The following is a 20,193-nucleotide window of genomic DNA, read 5'->3' as shown; positions in this document are numbered from 1 at the left end:
CGACGCCAGCGGCCGTACCGATGGCCGCGCCCGCGCCCAATTGCGGCGCGCCGGAGACAAGGCCCGTGGCGATCCCGGGCCCGAACAGGCCGAGGGCCAGCAATGAGAGCGATCCAAGGATGACGGAGGCAGCCTGTTCGAGCGTCACCTCGTCCGGCTGGAAGGTCGACGTAATGGAGGAGAAAATGGTCGAGCCGATGCCGACAATGATCGCCAGCACCATCAGCTTGATGCCTGAGGCGATGACATTGCCGAGCACTTTCTCGGCGAGGAACGAGGTCTTGTTCCAGAGCGCAAAGGGGATCAGCACGAACCCGGCCAGCGTCGTCAGCTTGAACTCGATGATCGTGACGAAGAGCTGGATCGCGAGGAAGAAGAACGCCAGCAGCGTGATGATCCAGGCGAGGAACAGGACAGCGATGATGACGATGTTCTGGAAGAAGGCGATCGGACCGGTCAGCTTTTCGATCTCGTCGAGCAGGGGCAGAGCCGCATCGAACCCGGTGGCCGCGACAAATCCCGGCTTCATGATGTCCTCGGCGGTAATCGTGCCGCCAGTGGCATTGAGCCCCAGCTGTGCAAAGCTCGTGAACACCACGTCCGACAGGAGCGCAAAATTGCCGAGGATCAGCGCGAAGGCGCCGACATAAAGGACCTTCTTCAGGAACCGGCCGACAATATCCGTGTCCGGCCCCATGGCCCAGAAAAGTCCGGCGAGCGTGATGTCGATCGCGATGAGGGCGGAGGTCAGGAACGCGACATCCGGCTGCAGGAGACCGAACCCGCTGTCGATATAGGCGGAGAAGGTCGCAACAAACTGGTCGATGACGCCAAGATCTTCCATGGCGCTAGTTCCGCCTGTAGGCGACGCCGTCGCCGCGGAAGCGCTTGTGACGGATGCGGGCCTGTTCCTCGATGGCGGCCCGGCGCGATTCTTCGAGCGCCACCATCCGGTATTGCGCGGCCATCAATTGCTGCATCTGCATCTGTTGCTCGACCGAGAGCGCGACGAGCTGGTTGCCGGCCTGGGAGACGGACAGGTTCCCGGTCGCCGCCTGGCTCTCACCAACAAGGTCTGTCAGCGTCTCGCGCGCGTCCGCAATCGAGGTCACAATCCCGGACTGGACCTGGATCGAGGCCCGGAAGGCCTCCCGGCTGATCTGCCACTGGTCTGCGGCTTCGACAAGGATTTCCTTATTGGAGAGGTCTTCATAGGAGTCCGGGAACGCCTCGCGGTACTGGCGTTCGGACTCTTCGACTTCATAAGTCATCTCACCCGCTTCGCGCATCAGCGTGTCGATCCGTTCGAGCAGGCGCTTCAGGTGCTCGATCGAGGCATAGTCGAGCCGCTTCAGGTCCTCGGACTGGTTCACCAGCATCTGGGCCTCATGCTGGAGTTGCTGGACCTGATTATTGATCTGTTCGAGCGTATTGGTGGCTGTCACGATGTTCTGAACCAGGTTGGTCGGATCGATCACGACATCGCCCACGCCGAGCAGGGCGTTTGCAGGCGGCGCCAGTCCGACAAGCGAGGATACGGATCCGAGAAGAATGGCGATCATTCGGCGGCGCATGGCACGTCTCCTTCTGTTCCGATCAGGTTTGCCGCCCAATGGAGTCCGCGCGCCGCAAGCCAGGCCGGCGCGAACCCGTCCGGACCTGAAGCAGTAAGAATCTCGGAGATCAGTTTTTGGTCGGCTTTGGAACCGGCAGCGCAGAAGGCGAGCGCGACGGGCCCGAGGTCGAGATCGAACAGGCGATTGCCCTCCGGAGTCTGAACATAATAATCCCGCTTCGGCGTCGCCCGTGCGATCAGTTCGACCTGGCGGGCATTGAGGCCAAAACCCTCATAGGCTGCGCGCTGCGAAGGCTCTTCGGCCCGTGCATTGGCGAGGAAGATGCGGGTCGGCGCGCTTTCGATCAGGCTCGGGGCTATTGAACTGGCCGAGATGTCCGACAGGCTCTGCGTCGCACACACGACGGACACGTTCTTCTTGCGCAGCGTCTTCAGCCAGTCGCGCAGGCGTCCCGCAAACATCGGATGATCGAGAAAGAGCCAGGCCTCATCGAGGATGAGCAGGGTCGGTCGGCCGTCGAACCGGGCTTCGAGCTTCGTGAACAGATGTGCAAGCACGGGCGCGGCGAGCCGCTTGTCCTGCATCAGCGCGTCCATTTCGAAGCAAAGCATGTCTCCGTTGGCAAGACTGTCTTCTTCGGCGTCGAGCAGCGCGCCATAGGGCCCGGCCAGCGTATAGGGTTCCAGCGCCTGCCGGAGCTCCGGCATCTGGATGAGCGCGGCAAGCCCGGTTAGTGTGCGCTGCACGACAGGCGCCGCGCCAAGGCTCTGCAGCGCCGTCCAGACGGCTTGCTTCACCTCGGGCGTGACCGCGACATTCTCCTGAGCGATCAGCCCCAGCACCCAGGCCTGCGCCTCAGCGATCCCGGCTTCACTATCCAGTGCCCGCAACGGTTGGAACGCCAGGTCGCCCTCAAGGCCCAGCTCATACCAGGTCCCGCCAAGGGCGAGCGTCGCGCAGCGCGCTGAACCGCCTTTGTCGAAGATGAACACCTGCGCGTCGGCGTAGCGTCGGAATTGCAAGGCCAGCAGCGACAGGAGGACCGACTTGCCGGCACCGGTCGGCCCGACCACCATCATGTGTCCGACATCGCCCTGATGCGTGACCAGCCGGAACGGTGTCGCACTGGCCGAGCGCGCCATCAGGAGCGGCGGGCCGTCCAGGTGCGTGTTGCGCTCCGGCCCTGCCCAGAGTGCCGACAAGGGGGCCATATGCGCAAGGTTGATCGTGTTCAGTAGCGGCTGGCGGACATTGGCATAGGCTTCACCCGGAAGCGTGCCGAGCCAGGCTTCGACGGCATTGACGCTTTCGGAAACGCAGGTGAACCCGCGCCCCCGGATCACGCGCTCGACGGCGCGGATCTGGTCGTCGGCGATCGCTGCATCCGCATGCCGAACGACAATCGCCGTCGTGCAATAGCCGAATGCAACATGGCCTGCGCCGAGCGCCTGCAGGGCCTCGTCGGCATCGGCGGCCTGATTGTCGGCATCTGAGTTGAGGAGTGTTGCGGGCTCATTGGTGAGGATTTCGCGCAAATAAGAGGTAAGCGACCGGCGTTTCGCAAACCAGTTGCGGACATAGGCATTGAGCGTCTTTTCGGCCTCGGGCTTGTCGAGGGGCAGGAACCGCGTCACCCAGCGATAGGCAAAGCCGAGCTGGTCGAGCTCTGAGAGCAGCCCGGGCTCGCCGGTTGCGGGGAACCCGTTGATCGTGAGGACTTTCAGCGTTTCGTCCCCTAAGCGGGGTGACAGCCCGCCCGTCAGCGGCGTATCGACCATGAGCGCATCAAGGCACATCGGCAGCGAGGGTGCCTTCACCGTCTGCCGCGCCACCGAGATGCAGGCATGCAGGTAGGTCAGCGTCTCATCGTCATCCAGGAACCGCGCCTCCGGCATCAGATCCGCCATCATGTCGCGCGCCCGGGAAGTTTCGGTTTCGAAATGCGCCAGATGCTCGCTCCAGAACGCAGCTGGAGCGTCTGCCGGATCGTCGATGAAGAGCTGCTCGATCCGGGCCGTCCGGTCGGCCGGTGGCATCCATGTGAGGGTCAGGTAGCAATCGGTCTCGAAGTGGCGCCCGTGCTCTTCGAACGCCGCCCGGCGTTCCTCATCGACCAGCCAGGCGGCTGCGTCGCGCCAGGAACTTTCGGGATAGGTGACGGATGGTCGCCGGTCCGCTTCTATATGCAGCGCCCAACCTGACCCGAACCGGCTGAGGAGATTGTTCATGCGGGCTGTGACGGCGACGAGTTCTTCCGGTGTCGAGCTTTCAAGATCGGGTCCGCGATAGAAACAGGTCCGCTGCAAGCTGCCATCCTTGTTGAGCAGGATGCCGGGCGCGATCAGGCAGGCCCATTTGAGATGGTCGGCGAGCGCAGCCGGGCGGGCGCGATATTCACGAAGATTCAGCATGCGTAATAGCCCCTCGTTCTTATGTGCCGGATCAGCACGTCGGCAAATTGCGGATCGCGCCTTGCAGCGAACACGCAGATGCCCTGCGCCACGATCCAGAAGACGAGCCCCACGCCCCAGAGCTGCAGGCCGATGCCGAGCGCGGCGGCCAGCGTACCATTGACGATCGTCGCCAGCCGTGGCGCCCCTGCGAGCAGGATCGGCGCCGTCAAAGAGCGATGCACCGGCACGCTATAGCCAGGGGGCAGGGGACGGTTGTCCGCCATCAGAGCGTCGCCCCGCCACCGAACGAAAAGAACGACAGGAAGAACGAGGTCGCAGCAAAGGCGATCGAGAGACCGAACACGATCTGCAAGAGCTTGCGCATGCCGCCGCCACTCTCACCGAAAGCAAGGCCAAGGCCGGTCAGGATGATGACGATGGTTGCGAGGATCTTGGCGACCGGCCCTTCGATGGAGTCGAGGATCGATTGCAGCGGGGCTTCCCAGGGCATGCCGGAGCCAGCCGCATGGGCCGGGAAGGTGAGCGCGACGGCAAAAGCCGTCAGGCTCAGGGCTTTGATCAGTCTGTATTTCATTGGGGTGGTGTCCTTTCTGGAGCGGTGGAGAGAAGCGGTTCGGAAAAGGGCAGGCTCGGCAGGACGAGCTGCAGGTCCGGCTGGACGGGGATCAGGTCATAGCCCTGACGCCCGAGCCCGTTCATGCGCGCGACTGTCTCGACGCGGTGAACCCCGGCGCGCCGGGAGATGTAGACGACGCAGTCGATTGTTTCTGCGATGAGGTCGTGCGGCACCTGCGCCGAGGTCTCGCCAATCAGCTGTTCGAGCCGGGAGAGTCCGCCCAGGGCCGAGTTGGCATGCAGGGTGGCGATGCCGCCCGGATGGCCGGTATTCCAGGCCTTCAGCATGTCGAGCGCCTCGGCGCCGCGCACTTCACCGATAATGATCCGGTCTGGCCTGAGGCGCAGGGTCGAGCGGACAAGGTCTGCAAGAGTTACTGATCCGGGCTGAGTGCGCAGCTGGACAGAGTCGCGGGCTGTCGAAACAAGTTCGCGCGTATCTTCCAGGATCACAAGCCGGTCCCCAGTGCGGGCAATCTCGGCCAGCAGGGCATTGGCAAGCGTCGTCTTGCCCGAGCCCGTGCCGCCGACGACGAGAATGTTCTCGCGGGTCCTGACCGCCAACCGCAAGGCTTCGGCGTGATGAGGTGCCATTACGCCGGAGGCGACATACTCACCCAAAGCGACCACCCGTCCCGCTGGTTTGCGGATCGAGAAACAAGGCCCCGGCGCCACCGGCGGCAGGACGCCTTCGAACCGCTCTCCGCCCATTGGCAGCTCTGCTGACACGATGGGCGACGCTGCGTCGACGCGCCGGCCCATATGGCTTGCGACCAGCCGGATGACGCGTTCGACATCGCCAGCGGTGACAACCAGGCCGGATTCGGATCGGCCAGACCCATGCCGCTCGATCCAGAGCCTGCCGTCGGGATTGATCATGATTTCGACAACGGCGGGGTCGTCCAGCGCTGCAACAATCTCGCTCCCCAATGCCGTTATCAGCATGGCGCGGGTACGTGTCTGGCTTTGTACGTCACGCATCGGTCCGCACCTCGCCCATATGTTCGGGCTCGCGCTCAAGACTGGCCGCGTCCGCTGTCACATCCTCAACGGCATTCTGAAGAATGCGCTGGCCCGACCTGAGGGCCTCCGCGACCTGCCTCACAAAGAGGTCAAACCGCATGTCGCCCTTGGCCCGGGCGGCCTCGACCTGGTTGGCCGGCACCGGCGGCGTCACCGTCAGGAAATAATGCACGAAGGTCGCGAGCGTTTCGGCAAGGACGAGATTGTCCCGCTCGATCCGCCCGAATTGGCGCGTCAGTCGGTCGAGCCGGCGATTGATGGCGGCTTCGCGCTTATTGTCGGACTCGCCTGCCCGGTAGGCCGTTACTGCCCCATCGATGATCGTGCTTTCTGACAGGCCAGGGCGTTTGGCCATGGCCTTCAGCCAGTGAAAATTCTCTGGCGAGATATAGGGCTGGATCCGGAGCTTCATTGGCCATTCCCCGTGAGATCAATGCCGGTCGCCTGTTCGAGGCTGTCAGCCTGCACGAGGGCGTCGAAGAGACTAGCCTGCAGGGGATTGCACACCTTGCGCCGCGCCGTGCCTGGCTTCGAGGGGCCTGCAAGCCGCGCGCGATCCTCGGCCGCATCCCGCGCCTTCTGAGGCCCAAGGCCCTCGACTTCAGGCTCGAGCTCTGCAGCCTGCATCAGGCCTTCATGGATCGACCGGACCTCGCTGCCCCAATCATCAACCCGCACGTCCGGAATACAGGCCGCGAAGGCAGGGGCGTCTTTGAGACGTTCGGTGAAGTTCTGGTCCTCGTAATAGCGTAGCTTCAGCGCGCGCACCGGCGGGGAGCCTGCGACAAGGACGAGTTCCTGGTCTGCGGGCAGTTGCATCACTTCGCCGGGCGTCAGCAATTGGCGGGCAGTTTCCTGACGCGACACCATTTTGTGCGACAGCCAGGGCGCGAGCCGGTGGCCTGCATAATTCTTCATGGCCCGCTGTTCGGTCTTGGTGCCGAGTGCATCGGAAATCCGCTTCGCCGTGCGCTCGTCATTTGTCGCGAACGCCACCCGGACATGACAATTGTCGAGGATCGCATTCGAGGGGCCATAAGCCTTTTCGATCTGATTGAGGGATTGCGCGATCAGGAAGGCCTTGAGGCCATAGCCTGCCATATAGGCGAGCGTGCTTTCGAAGAAGTCGAGGCGCCCAAGGGCAGGAAACTCGTCCAGCATGAACAGGACACGCCGACGGGACTTTACGACCGGCACAGAAACCTGCGGCGTAAGCAGCCCGCAAACTCCGAGAATGTTCGCCAAAAGCGATCTGCCACGCGAGAATACCGAAGGACGAATCTCGAGATGCTCCGTCAGCCGCCGGCCCACCTGATTGAGGATGAGGCGCATCAGGGGCTTCGTCCGCGAAAGGTCCGAGGGCGGGACGACGAGGTAGAGCGAAAGCGGCCGGTCGCCGGACACCAGATCCTCGATCCGGAAATCGCTCCGCGAGGTGACTTCGGCAATCACCGGGTCGCGATAGAGCGACAGGAACCGCAGCGCTGTTGACAGCACGCCGGAGAGCTCGTTCTCCGCCTGGTTCATCAATTCTCGGGCTGTCTCGGCGACGACGGGATGAACCTTTGGCGCATCGCTGGTCCCAAGGTGGTTTGTCCGGAGCATGATCGACAGCGTCGTGCGGAATGTCCGGTCGGGATCGGCAAGGAAGCTCGATACGCGCGCCAGCGTCTTCTCGCGCTCGGCATAAAGGACGTGCAGGATCACGCCGACGAGCAGGGAGTTCGCCTTGTCGACCCAGTGCCCGAGATCTCCGAGCTTGCCCTGAGGGTCCACGAGAATATCGGCAATGTTCTGGACGTCGCGCACTTCGCAATGCCCCTTACGCACTTCCATCAGGGGATTGAAATGCGCCGAGACCACGTCGGTCGGGTCGAACCGCACGCAGTGGGAAAACTCCGAGCGCCAGCCTGAGGTCAACTGCCAATTCTCGCCCTTGATGTCGTGCACCAGAACAGAATGCGGCCAGGAGAGGAGCGTCGGGACAACAAGGCCCACGCCCTTGCCGGAGCGGGTCGGCGCAAAGGCCATGACATGATCGGGTCCGTCATGGCGGAGATAGGATCCTGATGCTTGGCCCAGGAACACGCCGGCTGGCTTCAAAAGTCCGGACTTACGCAAATCCTTGCCTTCCGCCCAGCGCGCAGAGCCAAACGTTGAGACCCGCTTGTCCCAGCGTGCGCGGAGGATCGACCCAGTTACCGCGATCACGATGGCCGCGACACCGCCCGAAGCGGCGATAAGTCCGCCCCGGTCAAACACATCCGGCGCGTAAGCATCGAACGCGTACCACCAGCCGAAGAAGGCCCAGGGCACGTACACCGGCATGTCGAGGATGACGAAGAAGGGTTCACCAAGCCGGGGTGACCAGCCAAGCGACCACGCTGTCCACTCCGTCGCGCACCAAAGCGCCAGGAGGACGACGAGCAAGACAAGGAGGATCTGCCAGAAGAGGTTCGTGCCATGTTTCATGACACTGAACCTGACCAATCATCGCCTCAGTCTCCAGAGAGGAAATTGGGGGAAATCAGGGGGTATTCTGAAGATTTCGGAACTGGTGAGTGGTGTGGGTGAAGTGCCGGGAAGAATTTGTGGGATCCAATTTCTTTGGGGATCGCTAGCCCGTTAAGCAAATTGTCGACAGTATTCGTATTATCGGCAAAGAATGGCAGGCTTAGTACTCTGATCAACAATCGACGTTGGCGTACGGTCCAACAACAGCCGTACGCGGGATTGCCACGTAGCTAAGACTAAGGAGTAGGCCAGCCGAGAAATATGTGCGCTAAGCGTATGGGTGCGCGATTGTTCGAGCGATCATGGTCTGTGTCGAAGGCAGCCAGCGCGATTACTTGTGATGGCTGAGTGATTAGCTTGCTGCTACCGTTCTTGCGCTGTCGAAGTTTCGCCTCGTATGATCCATCGCTTAAGGAGTGCTGGAGGTTGGGCACAATTTTTTCTTCGGGACCTGTTAGTAGCGCTACCATAGCTGCTGCAGTTTCATCTTGGCTGTAATATCCGTCTACGAAACGGCCCATACCATCATCACCCAGGTATGCCTTTCGGCTCGTCACTGTATGGCTGACTTTTTTGAATTCAAATACGAACACCATGGTTTGTTGGTCGTCGTTCCAATGAAAAGAGATATCCGTGCGCTTTTGCCAGATGATATCTCCGGACTCGACATCAAGATTTCCGACCTTGTTTTCGGCACTCCAAGATCCCAACAATCCGCGTTTGCGAGCTACAGTATCACAATGAAACTTTAATTTTGCAGTGAGGCGATCTTCTCGATCTTTCGGTTGGAAGCCTGGCGCGTTACGGCGAACAAGTTCCTGCCACGCTTGCTGAAGCGTTGCAGCAGCAGCTTCTACCGGTTGCCGCGGAAATGCGGAAATCCAGTCCGGCGGCGCCCCTCCGATAGTCATGCGACCTTCGCTGCTGCGTTGTTGAATTGAACTTGTTCGACAATTGTTTCGGCATCGCGGAACGCCTGTCGTAATGAGAAGTTGCGCCGGGTCAGGGGCCTGGCGATTATCAACGCGTCGTCGGTCCACACAAAAGCATCAGGCGCTAGTCCAAGGCCGAACCCGGCAGAGACCCGGCCAAATCCGTCGGCGCGGGCCTGATTAAGCAATGCCATCAAGGCATCGCTGTCGCTGCGTGCATTTGCTTTCGAGCGGAGAGAATTGTTCTGTTTGTAATAAATCCTAATTGCTCCCATTCCGCCCGCAGCGTGTGCGGAGCTTGAAAGAGCAGAAACATCAAAACGTCCATTGCCGTTTGTGCGGGCTATCCAGACGTCGAGTGCCGTCGCGAGTGCACGAACATAGGAACGAACGTCAGAAAGACCGGCGCGAGTTTGAGCTGGTGTGTCAAGATTACCGAAGCTACGCGGTCGGATTGATGGCAAAAGAAGCGCCACCGTTTCGGAGATGATTGCTCGTTCGAAGGCATCAATTGCAAAATAGTCGAACAGGTGCTCGTCGATTTCCGATTCCATATCTTCATATGCGCGGCGTTGCTCTAAATCTGGCAAACCTTCCAGTTTAAGCATCAACTCGACCGTTCTATCGAACGCCCTACGTGCTACCTCAGGCTTATCCGCATTCTCAGGTTCGTGGAATGGGAAACCGCCGATGTCTACTAGCCGGACCGCATTTCGCTCGCACAACATTGTCCAGGATCGGAACATAAGGACATATCGAGCCAACGTCGAACGCAAATAGGCTGCTACGAAGCGTAGGAGACGGGCGTCGTCGTGGGGGCCTGAAATAACACCCACACTCGCCGTAAAACTCGCTGTGCTTTCAGTGTACGCAGCCCGAACTGAAAGATCTTCTTTGGAAAATCCATCAGTATACAGAATGCGTGGACCTTTGAAGACTTCAAGGACTTCGTCAGAAATGTGGCTTACTTGATCAATCTCCTCGGGCCAAGGCTGTAATAGATCAGGATGCAGTACGGGGACACCAGCGCCCAGTGCGGTTGTGGCGACATGGGGCATTCCTCGGAGAGGCTCTGCGCTCACTGGCTCACGTTGCCGATCTATTATGTGAATGCCTTTGCGTGCTTGCCAGCGCCTTGTTTTTTTCGGGCCACTCCAATAATCGCCGAGTTCTCCGAACACCCCAAGTCGATGGAGTAAGGATTGGTCGAACGCGTCACCCCACATGAATACAGTTAGGATATCTTGCTGGTCGATTACTGCCCGTGTCGCAACGCTATGGCGATCGTTGGAAGAAAGTGTCAAGCGACCGTAGGCCAAACTCATGTCAGCCTTCGGCACACAGTAGTCAAACCGTTCCTCAACAGCGATCACCACTGGACGGGAGTTGCGCTTTTCAGCCAATAGCACGTGGCAAGTGTGTTCGGCGGAAGGAAAGAGTAAATTTTGAAAATCACCGAAGTTGATCAACCGGATTGGACGAGCAGTCTCGAATAGATGTTTCACGAAGGACTGCTTCGATGGCCCGAGAAACAAATTAATTGGAAGGATCAAGCAAAGGCGCCCGCCGTCGGAGAGAAACTCCAAGGCTCTGATTGAGAACGCCGCAGCAACTTGCCGATGTCCTACGGGGGCCTTCATCTGTTGTGCCCAAATGTCGGCGCTCGTCACGTCGCTGCCGCGTGGCTCGATCCATGGAGGGTTGGAAAGGACAAGAGAAAATGTGCGACCGTTGAATCCGTGGTCCGGGCTAAAAAAGTCACCTGTGGCTCCGAACAGAAGATTCACCCCTTTCAGCGTAGGGAGTTTCACTCGCTCTTTGCTCTGTGCTTCGCGGATATCTGACGGATCAAGGCCCTCCAATAGGGATAGATATAGACTGAACGCCGTCACACGACATGCCATTTCATTGATATCTGCGCCAAAGATGTGCCTGGCCAGCAACTGGCGGCGTTGCTTGAAACTAAGCGGCGAACCCTCGCGTGCTTCTGTCAGTGCGATCATCCGGCGAAAAGCTGTTGTCAAAAGAATTCCAGAGCCACACGCGCCATCGAACACTGTCTCCTGCAGTGGATCGGCCGACGCGCTGAAAGCCTGGTCAACAGCCAGCATTGCTAGGTGGCGTGGCGTGTAATAGGCGCCTGTTGACGATTGTACGTCTTCTGAAAGAAAGGACTCATAGAGTCCCGACAGCAACTCGACGGGAATCAGACTAAAATCGTAGTTCCAAAAGTCGCCTTGGCCGGTACTCATATCGGTGCGGTTAAGAAAACGTTCCAGCGCTTCAAATCCAAAAGCATTGAGAGACTGCCATGGATCGTGTCGGTCATCGCTTAGGAAGTCTCCGTTGAAGTCTTCTTTGAGCCTGTCAATAAGGCGGCGCACTCCGCCAATGTCGCGTTCTGTAACCAACTGATGCAGGCGTCCAACCTTATGGTGAGAGCGATATACGTCGCTGACTATGCCGCGATGTTCAAGATAGGAAACGAACAGCACCTGACCCATGAGTAATTCAGCCAGACGTCGAGAAAAATCGTCTACTGGTAGCTCGCCGTAACCAGCCTGCGCCACCTCGCGCACACAAACCGACAAGTTTGTGAGAAGCATGCGATCAACCCGATCCCCAGCGTCGAACCATTCTGGGAGACGGCGTGCGAGACTGTTTGAGGATACGTCGAAACCGGAGAAAGGCCCGTCTGGACGTGCTTCTTCCGCAGTGACAATTTCTAGTGAATCCGGAGCCTTGATAACCGGTCGAACCAATACCCGGTCACTGTCAATTTCCAAGATGATTTGCGCTAGGTTCTGATTCCACACACGCTGCCGAACATGGTTAAGCTCTACCTTCGTAAGCGGAGTTCCATCTCCACTTACGAAAACCACGGTAGGGACGCCGTCAACATCGAACACAGCCCGGGCACGAATCGAACCGTCCTCGGCAAGCAGAGCATTCAATTCTGGCGCATATGGGTGGCGCGGGTCGACATCGGCAGCGCTACGATGGAGAGACTTTCCAAAATCGGCATAACCGAGACGTCGGAGCCATTCGTCGAAGATCGTGTCAGTCATTGGGGAAACCTGTTGGACTAGTGCCTAACGGCATAGAACAAAAGACGAACATTTGCCAGTGATTCGGTAGCCATTTGACTGCACGGGGCGCACGTTTCATGCTTGCCTCCGTCCGACATCACGCCCGCTACGCTCAAAGTCGACTCGCATAGTTCTGATTTCGGTTGCCGGAAATAAGTCAAACTGTTGCGATCGTGTTCGTGGGCTTGCTTTACCGAACGCTCCGCAAATGGCTTCCAGATGGTCATGAAGAGGTAGTTTGAGAAAGGCACAAGTCGGGCCAAACTCATCGGCCCGCGATAATCTCCACGGTTCGCTTGGGCTGCAAACAATGGCGGTTCCATAAAGCGCCAGAAATGAATGTTCTGAAAGCACCTCACGTAACTCGGAAAACTGCGGCGCATGGGCTTGGAGTTGTAGGTGAAACTCCTCTTTCAGCTGATTGGCAATCCGAATGATGAGTACTGTTCTCCAACTGAACTTTGCCGCATTGCCCTTTCCGGCTGCGGGTATATCTGCGGGTATTAGCGCACGGCGCCGCGTCCACTCGCGCAGAACCACAGCGGACAAGCCAGTCAATTCGATTACCTTGGATGTTGATACGTAAATCACGTGGCCCTCGGAAATGGGTCTTCTGCCCATTCTTAGTTAAGAGTGGGTAAAGGACTCGTTCTCCTGAGTAAAGTCTAATGGACGAACAGAGCCTTGGTGTGGCGGCGCGGAAGGGCGGCGTTCACGCTGCGCGTCGCCATCTAAGTTCGGATTGCATACACAAAGAATGATTGGCTCAAATAGTAATGGAGGCACTGGCCAAACTAGTGCTACCAATATTAATCCGCTATTCCAATCCCGCGCCCCAGCGCCCACGAAATCCGTCCCCCGCGCACGACACCCGACACGGCCATCCCGCGCCGCTGCTCCAGCACCTGCCGCCAAGGTACAATCGTAAAATCCCTCTGCCGCTCAATCACCGCGAACTTCCCACTCACCCGAGACACATGCTCGCGATACGTACCATCGACATGTCCTCGTTCCGGCGCTGGCGAATATGGCTTACCGATCTCTACGCTCAGCGTCCGGGCAGCTCGCGCGAAATCTCGCTTCATCAACTCCGTCTTCTGTGCCGCAGACAAGCCAGTGCCAGCCGCTACCTTCATTCCAATCCCCGTCAGAAACGCCCGTCGCTTCACCTGCGCCTCAGCCACCTCTTTTCCGAATCCGAGCGGCACGCCAGACGGGGCAGGGACGTCATCCAGCCAGGTCACACCAAGGGCCGTTTCCTGATCTGCCAAGCCAAGCTCCGAGCGAACTAACACCTGCGCCGCCCGTAACCGCGCCTGTGCCCGCTCGTACGAACTCGCTCGGTCTAGATAATCCGGTGGAACCTTCCACTCCGCATCAGCTGAACGCTCTGCATGACCAGCCCGCCGCAAAGCCTCCAGCCGTCGCACATGAGCCGCGACAAATTCCGGGCTGTATCGGGGATCGTCCGCCTGGTGCAGACCTGCCGAATAGCTCCCACCATTCGCGCGTGCGATCCGATCAATCGTGATGTCTGACGGCTTCGGTTCAATGTTCGGCGGAGACACCGTCACAATCGCCCCGCGCTTTACTTCCTCGACCTCGCCGGCGACACCCAGCTCCACAAACACGGCGCGCCCATCCAGACCGTCGATGATGACATAGGTCCGGTCATGCGCTTCACCCGTAAGACCCGTCTGAAGAACCACGCCCGTCACGCTCCGCCCGCCGGGATCGGACTTGTCGAAGATAGCGTCCGTATCGAGCCGCCGGTCACCGCGTCCGGCAAGAGCACGGTTCATCGTCTTGATGATGTCGTGCCTTTCCGACAAGCCCCGCAAAACCTCGCGGAAATTCTCCTTCATCTGCCAGCGTCCAGCTCCGAGTTTCTCTGCAAGCCCAAGCCGTTCCAGAGTCCGCAGCCGCGCGGCATGCAAAGTACGATACTGTGAAGGACTATCCTTCAACCGAAATTCCTGTTCGGGACCTACCTGACGCGCGATAAAATGATCGATCCGTGTCACGCGCTCGGCAGCGATATCCGATTGAAGTTTGCGCTCCTGCTCGAGCCGAGTTTCAGGCCCGAGTTCCAGCGTTACAAGGTCCTCGGCCCGCTCCCGGATCCCATGCGAAATATACGCCCGCGGCATGACAAGGTCAGAGCCATCTTCACGCCGCCCCCGGATGACCAAATGCGCATGCGGCCGGCCCGTATCATGGTGGACTGCGCCGACCCATTCGAGCCGCGTCCCCAGATCGGTTTCCATCTGCGAGACGAGATCACGGACGAAGGGCTTGAGGTCTGCCATTTCGGCGCCGTCTTCGGGCGAAACAATGAACCGGAAATGATGCCTGTCTTCGGTAATGGATTTGACGAGATCGGACGCGTTGGCATCCTCGCTCATGGCGTCAAACAGTTTCCCGCGATCCTTCTCTTCCAGCGCTGCGTCGCGCCGGATGTATCCGATGTGGGCTGCCAGTGCCGCCACGCTCGATGCCGACATGCGCACAATGCGTGCCTTGACGATGACGCGCCTCTGCCCACCGCGTGCACCGATACGGGGCCGGGCGGGAAGGGTAGTGCGGCGAACGCCGCCGACGGACGACAGCGCCTTCGTCATCCGCGTCAGATAGGTCTTCGCGCGCCCCCCTGATCCGGCAGACCGAATCCTGCCAGGTCTGGGAGTGAAGGGATTGTCCTGCGGCGTGCTCATTTGAACCGATCCAGCGGAAAACAGGCCAGTTTCTGCGAATGGAACCATGCCAATCTGTAGTCCTTGCTGAGGATTCCATCAAACCACAGAGCTACACACTGAGGCATGGAACCATAAAAATCGATGTGCAGACAAGGTGATAGACCCTCATTGGCTCCATGAGCTTTTATCTTGCATTCCGATCTGTCCCCATTTTTCCCAATCAACCCTTCTGCATGCTCCTTCCGATCACCGCCTATCCACACCGCACGACCAATGATGTCGCCCTCCCTGACCGCTCCAAAATACCGTCCATCAAAGGAATCCGGTGTGCGATCAGAAAGGAGCAGAACCTCTTCTGCCTGAAGCTGCCTGCAGCCCGTCCAGGGAGACGGCAGGGCGCGTCCCATACTATCTGTTGATAGCAGGCGGACAGTCGAAGTCCCGTTGATCTGTAACACACCCTTGATCTCACAAACCGTGTCGCCTTCGAGCGCCCGGACGTTCTTGATGACGGGGATGCCTGGCGCAAGATAGCGCCTCTGGATCGCGAGTCTCGAAGCGGCCTCTGGCAGGTTCGAGACAACCAGATCACCCCGCGAAATCACCTCCAAAGGTTCGACGCGATACCACCCAAGCGGAGCACTTTCGCTCGGATTGTAGAGTAATATGGGCGGTAAAACACCAGTCGCCGGAAGGCCTGTCAATGCCACTCCGAGCACAGAAATACCGCTCCAAAATACTGCGCGGAGGCTCATGAAAAGCCCCTCCAGTTGCTCGAAAGAAGTCTCCAATTGGCCATCGACAATGTGATTGAATCTGTTCTCAATGCCCTGATTTCAAGCGCCATGACCGCCTCCCCGGGACCTATTCCAGACGGTCGAATAATCATTCAAATCATCGACATGATAGACGACGGTGCCGCCATGTTTTCTGTATTGCGGTCCATTGTTCGACCAGCGCCAGTTCTCCATCGTGCGAACCGTGATACGCAGATAAGCCGCCGCCTCTTTCGTCGTCAGGAAAGGACTTGGACGTCCTTTTGCCTCGTTCATTCCCCGTACCCCGTCTTGCCGGGCACAGATCAACGTGGCGGCTTCAACACGTCCCAGAAAACAAAAGAAAATTCTAATTGGGAGTCACGAAGATATGCGGCTCCGCGGCGATACCCTGTTTAACCATGCGCAGCGCGCATGACTTCGTAAGCATACAGATGCCCCTCTATCGAGCGAATTAAACATGCCAGAAGCCGCCCCGGAATGATCTCCGGAGCGGCCAGTTTGGCGATGAGTGCGGGGCTAGTCCTTGGGGTTCCAGAGGATCACGTGGCGGCCTTTCTTGCCTTTGACCGGTGCGAGGTTCGCGTAGATGCGGCGCGGGCCAATCTGCGGATCTGCGAGGGTCAGGGAGACGTATTCGCGGCCGGAAGACTTTGCCTTGCGCATCCAGCCGCCGCCGATTTCGGTCGCGGTCTCACCGGCGAAGATGCGGTAGTCCGGCTGGGCCTCTTCAGCTTTGTCCGCGTTCTTTTCGATGCGGATGGCGGCTGAGAGGTTCATCATTGCGAGGGCGCCTTCGAAGCCGGTTTTGGTTTCGCTGACATATCCGAGTGCGTTTGCCATGGGGGTCTCCTTTTCGTTTCCGTGGCTGTCTTCGAGGGACACCTTGTCCCCGTCGACGCCGGACCGCCCGGACGGCGCGGGGCGGGCCTGAACCTGCAAGGGCGCAGCAAAGCGGAGCACCGGACAGGCGCATGAATTTGTCTCGCGAGGAGCCGCAAAGCGGCGGGGAAATTCGTGGGACTGTCCGGTTTCAGGGCCGTTTCGTGTCGTCCAGGTCACACGGCAATAGACGGGAACAAGGGGTCTTTCGGGGCAAGCGGAGAGCGGAACAGACCGCTTTGGCAATCGCACTCGGAGGCAAAAAGAAACCCACAGACGGGCGATTTTTCGGAGGCGCATCTGTCTTGATCTGAACCGCAGGAGTACACACTCATCCGGTAGAAGCATGTGGAAATGCCGCCCGGCATGCTGCCGAACGGCTTTCGCTTCCACGGACAAGGAGACTGCAACATGTCAGGCGGCGTCCTGCTCTGCGACAGACTGGTCTTCGGGAGAAGCTTCGTCCTCGCCAGAGGTAAACAGGCTGGCGATCCGGACCCATGCATCTGCTGGCGGCGACCCTGCGTTTGTAACAAGGCGCGTAGGCGGCACCTGCATCCATCCCGGACGCCAGCCCGGATTGGCCTCACACTCTTCGCCAGTGATCCGGTTCCAGACCAGTTCCTTCTGGGCTTTGCCCGTGTCTGTGAGCGCTGCTTTCGCCGTCGATGGAGACGCAATGTCTGCCACCATGGCGTTAATGGCGCGCTTGTCCCGAACGAGATCAAGGAAGACACGCTCCGGCTTCCAGTAAGCGGCCATGTCGGTTTCGGTGGCGACAGCGACGGCTTCCACAACCGGGCCGCCCGCTTCCAGCGTATCCGCCATCACAAAAGCCAGCACGGTCAGGGTTTCCGCATCGTTCATTTCGAGCAGCGCCGCAAAGACCTCGCTGAGGTGATAGGCGTCCCCGTTTGCGCGCAGGGATGCGACCCCATGGGCGTCAAACAGGCTGCGGACATGGTCCCCGGCGGCCCGCATTTCTGCGGCGGCGCGTGATGCCTCCACGCTGGCCTGTATGTCCTCCTTCCGGGCGAGGAAGTCGTGCCGCCTGACAGTCCAAAGAGCGGACCCGACCATGGCATGCGCCACCATCAGCCGGAGGGCGATTCCAGGGTGTCCAAGCAAGGTTGTACGCGCTGCGCCATGGCGGTGGAGGGCAATGTATTGTGCGAGCGGCCCGGACATTTCGGGCTTGGTGTCGGCTGCTTCCGCATCACCGTCCGGCCTTGCGCGCTTCTCCAGTTTCCGGGCTTCGGCCTGCGTAATGTAGCCCTCATGGAAGGTCACAGTGCCATCATCGCGGACTTCGACAATCACGCTGCCGCCCTTCGTCCGGGGGCGCTTCAAATACTCCCAACTGGCAAAATATTTCCCGCGTTCGAGAACCTCTACATTGCGCCACCCGGCGTCAATGTAGGTCTCGACCTTGGCCGCAAGCGCTGCCGATTGGGCTTTCCAAAACGTGTCGGCCTCTGCGAAGACACCTGTCTCACCGAAGAGGTCAGCTGCCACTTTGCCTTCATAGATCGCCAGATCAAACAGCGCCTTGTCGGTCGTGATGGTGGCCCCGCCCGTGATCCATGCCTTGCAGGCGCGGCCCATGGGCGCGCGCTCTGTTTCACTTCGAAACAGGGCCAGCCAGTCTGCCTGCTGGTCCTTCGTAGCAAGTGTGAGCGCGCGGATTGTCTCCGGGTCGATTTCGTCTTTGGCGTAAAGCGCACGGATCGGGCTGGAGAGATTGGCGAGGGCGAGGATACGCCGGACTTTCAGGTCCGTGACCCCGAAATGTCCGGCAATCTCTTCCACCGTCCGGCCTGCATGCGCCAGCTTTCCGAACGCATTGTATTGCTCCATTTCCGTGGCGGGCAGGCGGGCGACATTTTCGATGAGCGAGGCCTCCACCGCTGCGGCGTCGTCATCCGCTTCCATGATTGCGCACGGGACGGCGATTGACTTGCCGGTCTCAGCGGCAATGACCTGCAAGGCATGGAAGCGCCGCCGTCCCGCGACGACGCCATAGCCATCACCTTCGGGGCGCACCAGAAGTGTCTGGCGGATTCCTTTCTCCCGGATGGAGGGCAAGATGTCGGAGACATCAGGCGCCTTGCGGTTGTGCCGCATGTTGAGCTTGCTGATATGGAGTTGCTCAAGGGGAAGTGTTTTCAGTGCGGGTTGTGCCATGGGATTGTCCTCCTGTTCTGGCGGGTAAAGTGAAAGGCCAAGCGCCCATGCCGGGCCTTTCCAGTTGATCGGGCTGAAGGGGAGGCCTTCCGCGTCGCGGTTTGCGTCCGGATCGGTCTCGCCCCAGTCATAGTCATGCAGGCCAATCAGCGGCGCGCGGCCATCGACCCAGATTTCGACGACGCGGGACTCCTCTATGACGAGGGTCATGTGCGGACGTGGCCCTAATAGGTCATCCAGCGCGCTCATGCCTGCGCGACCCGTGCAGGTGCGGACGCCATCAAACGCGCTAAGGCTCTGTGCCCGGCTTGCAAGGCTTCGGGGAGCAGTTCGCATGCGACTTCAGTCAGGTAGGCGTTCTCCGACCTCGGATCGTTGGCCTCTATACCCCAGATGCTGGCGGCATGAGATTCCAGTTCCACGCTTTCGCGTTCAATGGCGAGCACGATTCCGCAATAGAACCACTCATCCTTGCGCCACGCGTCCATGACGGCTTCGGCGTCTGCTTGCGCCTTCGTCAGCCGCTCGCGGAAATTGTTTCCGGGTCCGATAAATCCCGGGTCGCCAATATTGAGCGATGGCCAGAATCCGTCCTGGCGCTCGTCTGGACTATCCGGACAGTCGTCGCGGACGATCCGCGCGGTGACGCGAAAGCCGTCAATCTCGACGGCAATGCTGTCGCCCTCGCACACATAGCGGTCAAATCTCTCCCGGAACGCCATGACTCAGCGGCTCCAGAAAATGTGGACTTCATCAAAGCCCGTCTGGAACACCATGATCTCGCCATTCATCGCCATGTCGCGGGCAAGCGCGGTCCAGTCGATATAGTAATCGAGCGAGGCCGGAATCTCTGTCCCGCTGTCGCGCGTCACTTCCTCGGCAAAGTCTGCGGCGCTGCGATATTCGCCTGCATAGTCTTCAAACGCGGCGTGAGCCTGTTCAAGGTCATCGCCGAATTCGCGGTAGAGTTTCGCTCCAAGGCTCCCGTGTTCGGTGATGAAGTCCGCAAGGGCGCAAACTGTCTCGAAGGAGGCATATTCGGAAATGCGCGCGCCTTCGAACCCCTCATAGTCATGAATTGACCATTCCTCCGCACCCGGTTCAGGCGACGCCGCCAGCATGGCGCGGACGCCCTGCATCATCTCGTCCGGTTCTGTCGCGTCGATCCACGCCCCGTGGAGCCGTCCATTATTATACGCGGCAAGACAGGCGACATAGATGCGGGGCGTGTCCCGCAAATCTGGTCCGGTCGCTGTTCCAAGGGGAGCGGGAGTCTCGTGTGAAGGGGTCATGTCAGCCTCGCAAAATTGAACCTCGCCCGCGTGCCTTTCCCGGCAGGCGGGAGGGGGCGGACGAAAGGTGCGGGCGCCCGGGCGTATGAGGGCCGGGGGCAAGGCGGAAAGGTAGGAGGCACGGAAAGAACCGGCGGACCCAGGTCACCGGCGCCTTGCGCGCGGGCCGCGCCCGGGCAGACGCGCCGTCCGCCCCCTC

The 20,193-nt window shown here is 59.7% G+C and carries 18 protein-coding genes; all 18 read right to left on the bottom strand.

Annotated elements, in window-relative coordinates; translation table 11 throughout:
* Nucleotides 1-844, bottom strand: an 844-nt coding sequence (trbL, locus tag VR74_RS08105; RefSeq protein WP_045695789.1) for a P-type conjugative transfer protein TrbL, incomplete at its 3' end; no start/stop codon positions are given.
* A 4-nt stretch (nt 845-848) separates the two neighbouring features.
* The gene (gene trbJ / locus VR74_RS08100) at nt 849-1,574 is read right to left on the bottom strand and encodes a P-type conjugative transfer protein TrbJ (protein WP_045695787.1); all 726 of its coding nucleotides are present in this window, start codon (nt 1,572-1,574) and stop codon (nt 849-851) included.
* A complete protein-coding gene (gene trbE / locus VR74_RS08095) occupies nt 1,559-3,988 on the bottom strand; it encodes a conjugal transfer protein TrbE (RefSeq protein WP_034741976.1) in 2,430 nt (809 codons plus the stop codon). Before trbE ends, trbJ begins: the two co-directional genes overlap by 16 nt.
* Complete coding sequence (locus VR74_RS08090; protein ID WP_034741973.1) at nt 3,982-4,254, bottom strand: VirB3 family type IV secretion system protein; 273 nt, start codon at nt 4,252-4,254, stop codon at nt 3,982-3,984. Before VR74_RS08090 ends, trbE begins: the two co-directional genes overlap by 7 nt.
* A complete protein-coding gene (locus VR74_RS08085; protein ID WP_034815832.1) occupies nt 4,254-4,565 on the bottom strand; it encodes a TrbC/VirB2 family protein in 312 nt (103 codons plus the stop codon). Before VR74_RS08085 ends, VR74_RS08090 begins: the two co-directional genes overlap by 1 nt.
* The gene (gene trbB, locus VR74_RS08080) at nt 4,562-5,587 is read right to left on the bottom strand and encodes a P-type conjugative transfer ATPase TrbB (protein WP_112074349.1); all 1,026 of its coding nucleotides are present in this window, start codon (nt 5,585-5,587) and stop codon (nt 4,562-4,564) included. Before trbB ends, VR74_RS08085 begins: the two co-directional genes overlap by 4 nt.
* Nucleotides 5,580-6,041 carry a hypothetical protein gene (locus VR74_RS08075; protein WP_045695782.1) on the bottom strand — a complete coding sequence of 154 codons (462 nt, stop codon included), beginning with the start codon at nt 6,039-6,041 and terminating at the stop codon, nt 5,580-5,582. The genes trbB and VR74_RS08075 overlap by 8 nt, the downstream gene beginning before the upstream one ends.
* Entirely contained in the window at nt 6,038-8,101 is a 2,064-nt protein-coding gene (gene traG, locus VR74_RS08070; RefSeq protein ID WP_051615497.1) for an IncP-type conjugal transfer protein TraG, read from the bottom strand. The genes VR74_RS08075 and traG overlap by 4 nt, the downstream gene beginning before the upstream one ends.
* Before the next feature lie 278 nt (nt 8,102-8,379).
* Nucleotides 8,380-9,054 (bottom strand): hypothetical protein, encoded by a 675-nt coding sequence (locus VR74_RS08065; RefSeq protein ID WP_034741805.1) that lies wholly within the window; start codon nt 9,052-9,054, stop codon nt 8,380-8,382.
* Entirely contained in the window at nt 9,051-12,143 is a 3,093-nt protein-coding gene (locus tag VR74_RS08060; protein WP_034741808.1) for an N-6 DNA methylase, read from the bottom strand. The genes VR74_RS08065 and VR74_RS08060 overlap by 4 nt, the downstream gene beginning before the upstream one ends.
* A gap of 96 nt (nt 12,144-12,239) precedes the next feature.
* Nucleotides 12,240-12,755 carry a hypothetical protein gene (locus VR74_RS20680; RefSeq protein ID WP_146740241.1) on the bottom strand — a complete coding sequence of 172 codons (516 nt, stop codon included), beginning with the start codon at nt 12,753-12,755 and terminating at the stop codon, nt 12,240-12,242.
* Nucleotides 12,756-12,973: 218 nt separating this feature from the next.
* Nucleotides 12,974-14,878: a DUF3363 domain-containing protein gene (locus tag VR74_RS08055; protein ID WP_034741820.1), complete on the bottom strand. Its 1,905-nt coding sequence runs from the start codon at nt 14,876-14,878 to the stop codon at nt 12,974-12,976.
* Complete coding sequence (locus VR74_RS08050) at nt 14,875-15,615, bottom strand: S26 family signal peptidase (RefSeq protein ID WP_146740240.1); 741 nt, start codon at nt 15,613-15,615, stop codon at nt 14,875-14,877. The genes VR74_RS08055 and VR74_RS08050 overlap by 4 nt, the downstream gene beginning before the upstream one ends.
* A gap of 81 nt (nt 15,616-15,696) precedes the next feature.
* Nucleotides 15,697-15,912 (bottom strand): helix-turn-helix domain-containing protein, encoded by a 216-nt coding sequence (locus tag VR74_RS08045; RefSeq protein ID WP_045695780.1) that lies wholly within the window; start codon nt 15,910-15,912, stop codon nt 15,697-15,699.
* 243 nt (nt 15,913-16,155) lie between these two features.
* Nucleotides 16,156-16,479: a DUF736 domain-containing protein gene (locus VR74_RS08040; protein WP_034744474.1), complete on the bottom strand. Its 324-nt coding sequence runs from the start codon at nt 16,477-16,479 to the stop codon at nt 16,156-16,158.
* Nucleotides 16,480-16,932: 453 nt separating this feature from the next.
* The gene (locus VR74_RS08035; RefSeq protein ID WP_051615562.1) at nt 16,933-18,912 is read right to left on the bottom strand and encodes a ParB/RepB/Spo0J family partition protein; all 1,980 of its coding nucleotides are present in this window, start codon (nt 18,910-18,912) and stop codon (nt 16,933-16,935) included.
* 35 nt (nt 18,913-18,947) lie between these two features.
* A complete protein-coding gene (locus tag VR74_RS08030; protein WP_045695779.1) occupies nt 18,948-19,424 on the bottom strand; it encodes a hypothetical protein in 477 nt (158 codons plus the stop codon).
* A gap of 3 nt (nt 19,425-19,427) precedes the next feature.
* The gene (locus tag VR74_RS08025; protein ID WP_045695777.1) at nt 19,428-19,994 is read right to left on the bottom strand and encodes an antirestriction protein ArdA; all 567 of its coding nucleotides are present in this window, start codon (nt 19,992-19,994) and stop codon (nt 19,428-19,430) included.
* Nucleotides 19,995-20,193: the final 199 nt, after the last annotated feature.

This window comes from Hyphomonas sp. BRH_c22, assembly GCF_000961795.1.
In the GTDB taxonomy this organism is placed as follows: Bacteria; Pseudomonadota; Alphaproteobacteria; order Caulobacterales; family Hyphomonadaceae; genus Hyphomonas.
This window is presented reverse-complemented; position numbering and strand designations above follow the sequence as displayed.

Coding starts and splice junctions, on each gene's coding strand:
- VR74_RS08040 (WP_034744474.1), bottom strand. CDS start 16,479: ATGGCAAACGCACTCGGATATGTCAGCGAAACCAAAACCGGCTTCGAA.
- VR74_RS08085 (WP_034815832.1), bottom strand. CDS start 4,565: ATGAAATACAGACTGATCAAAGCCCTGAGCCTGACGGCTTTTGCCGTC.
- VR74_RS08075 (WP_045695782.1), bottom strand. CDS start 6,041: ATGAAGCTCCGGATCCAGCCCTATATCTCGCCAGAGAATTTTCACTGG.
- trbE (WP_034741976.1), bottom strand. CDS start 3,988: ATGCTGAATCTTCGTGAATATCGCGCCCGCCCGGCTGCGCTCGCCGAC.
- trbJ (WP_045695787.1), bottom strand. CDS start 1,574: ATGCGCCGCCGAATGATCGCCATTCTTCTCGGATCCGTATCCTCGCTT.
- VR74_RS08030 (WP_045695779.1), bottom strand. CDS start 19,424: ATGGCGTTCCGGGAGAGATTTGACCGCTATGTGTGCGAGGGCGACAGC.
- trbB (WP_112074349.1), bottom strand. CDS start 5,587: ATGCGTGACGTACAAAGCCAGACACGTACCCGCGCCATGCTGATAACG.
- VR74_RS08055 (WP_034741820.1), bottom strand. CDS start 14,878: ATGAGCACGCCGCAGGACAATCCCTTCACTCCCAGACCTGGCAGGATT.
- traG (WP_051615497.1), bottom strand. CDS start 8,101: ATGAAACATGGCACGAACCTCTTCTGGCAGATCCTCCTTGTCTTGCTC.
- VR74_RS08035 (WP_051615562.1), bottom strand. CDS start 18,912: ATGACCCTCGTCATAGAGGAGTCCCGCGTCGTCGAAATCTGGGTCGAT.
- VR74_RS08090 (WP_034741973.1), bottom strand. CDS start 4,254: ATGGCGGACAACCGTCCCCTGCCCCCTGGCTATAGCGTGCCGGTGCAT.
- VR74_RS08065 (WP_034741805.1), bottom strand. CDS start 9,054: ATGACTATCGGAGGGGCGCCGCCGGACTGGATTTCCGCATTTCCGCGG.
- VR74_RS08025 (WP_045695777.1), bottom strand. CDS start 19,994: ATGACCCCTTCACACGAGACTCCCGCTCCCCTTGGAACAGCGACCGGA.
- VR74_RS08060 (WP_034741808.1), bottom strand. CDS start 12,143: ATGACTGACACGATCTTCGACGAATGGCTCCGACGTCTCGGTTATGCC.
- VR74_RS08050 (WP_146740240.1), bottom strand. CDS start 15,615: ATGAGCCTCCGCGCAGTATTTTGGAGCGGTATTTCTGTGCTCGGAGTG.
- VR74_RS08045 (WP_045695780.1), bottom strand. CDS start 15,912: ATGAACGAGGCAAAAGGACGTCCAAGTCCTTTCCTGACGACGAAAGAG.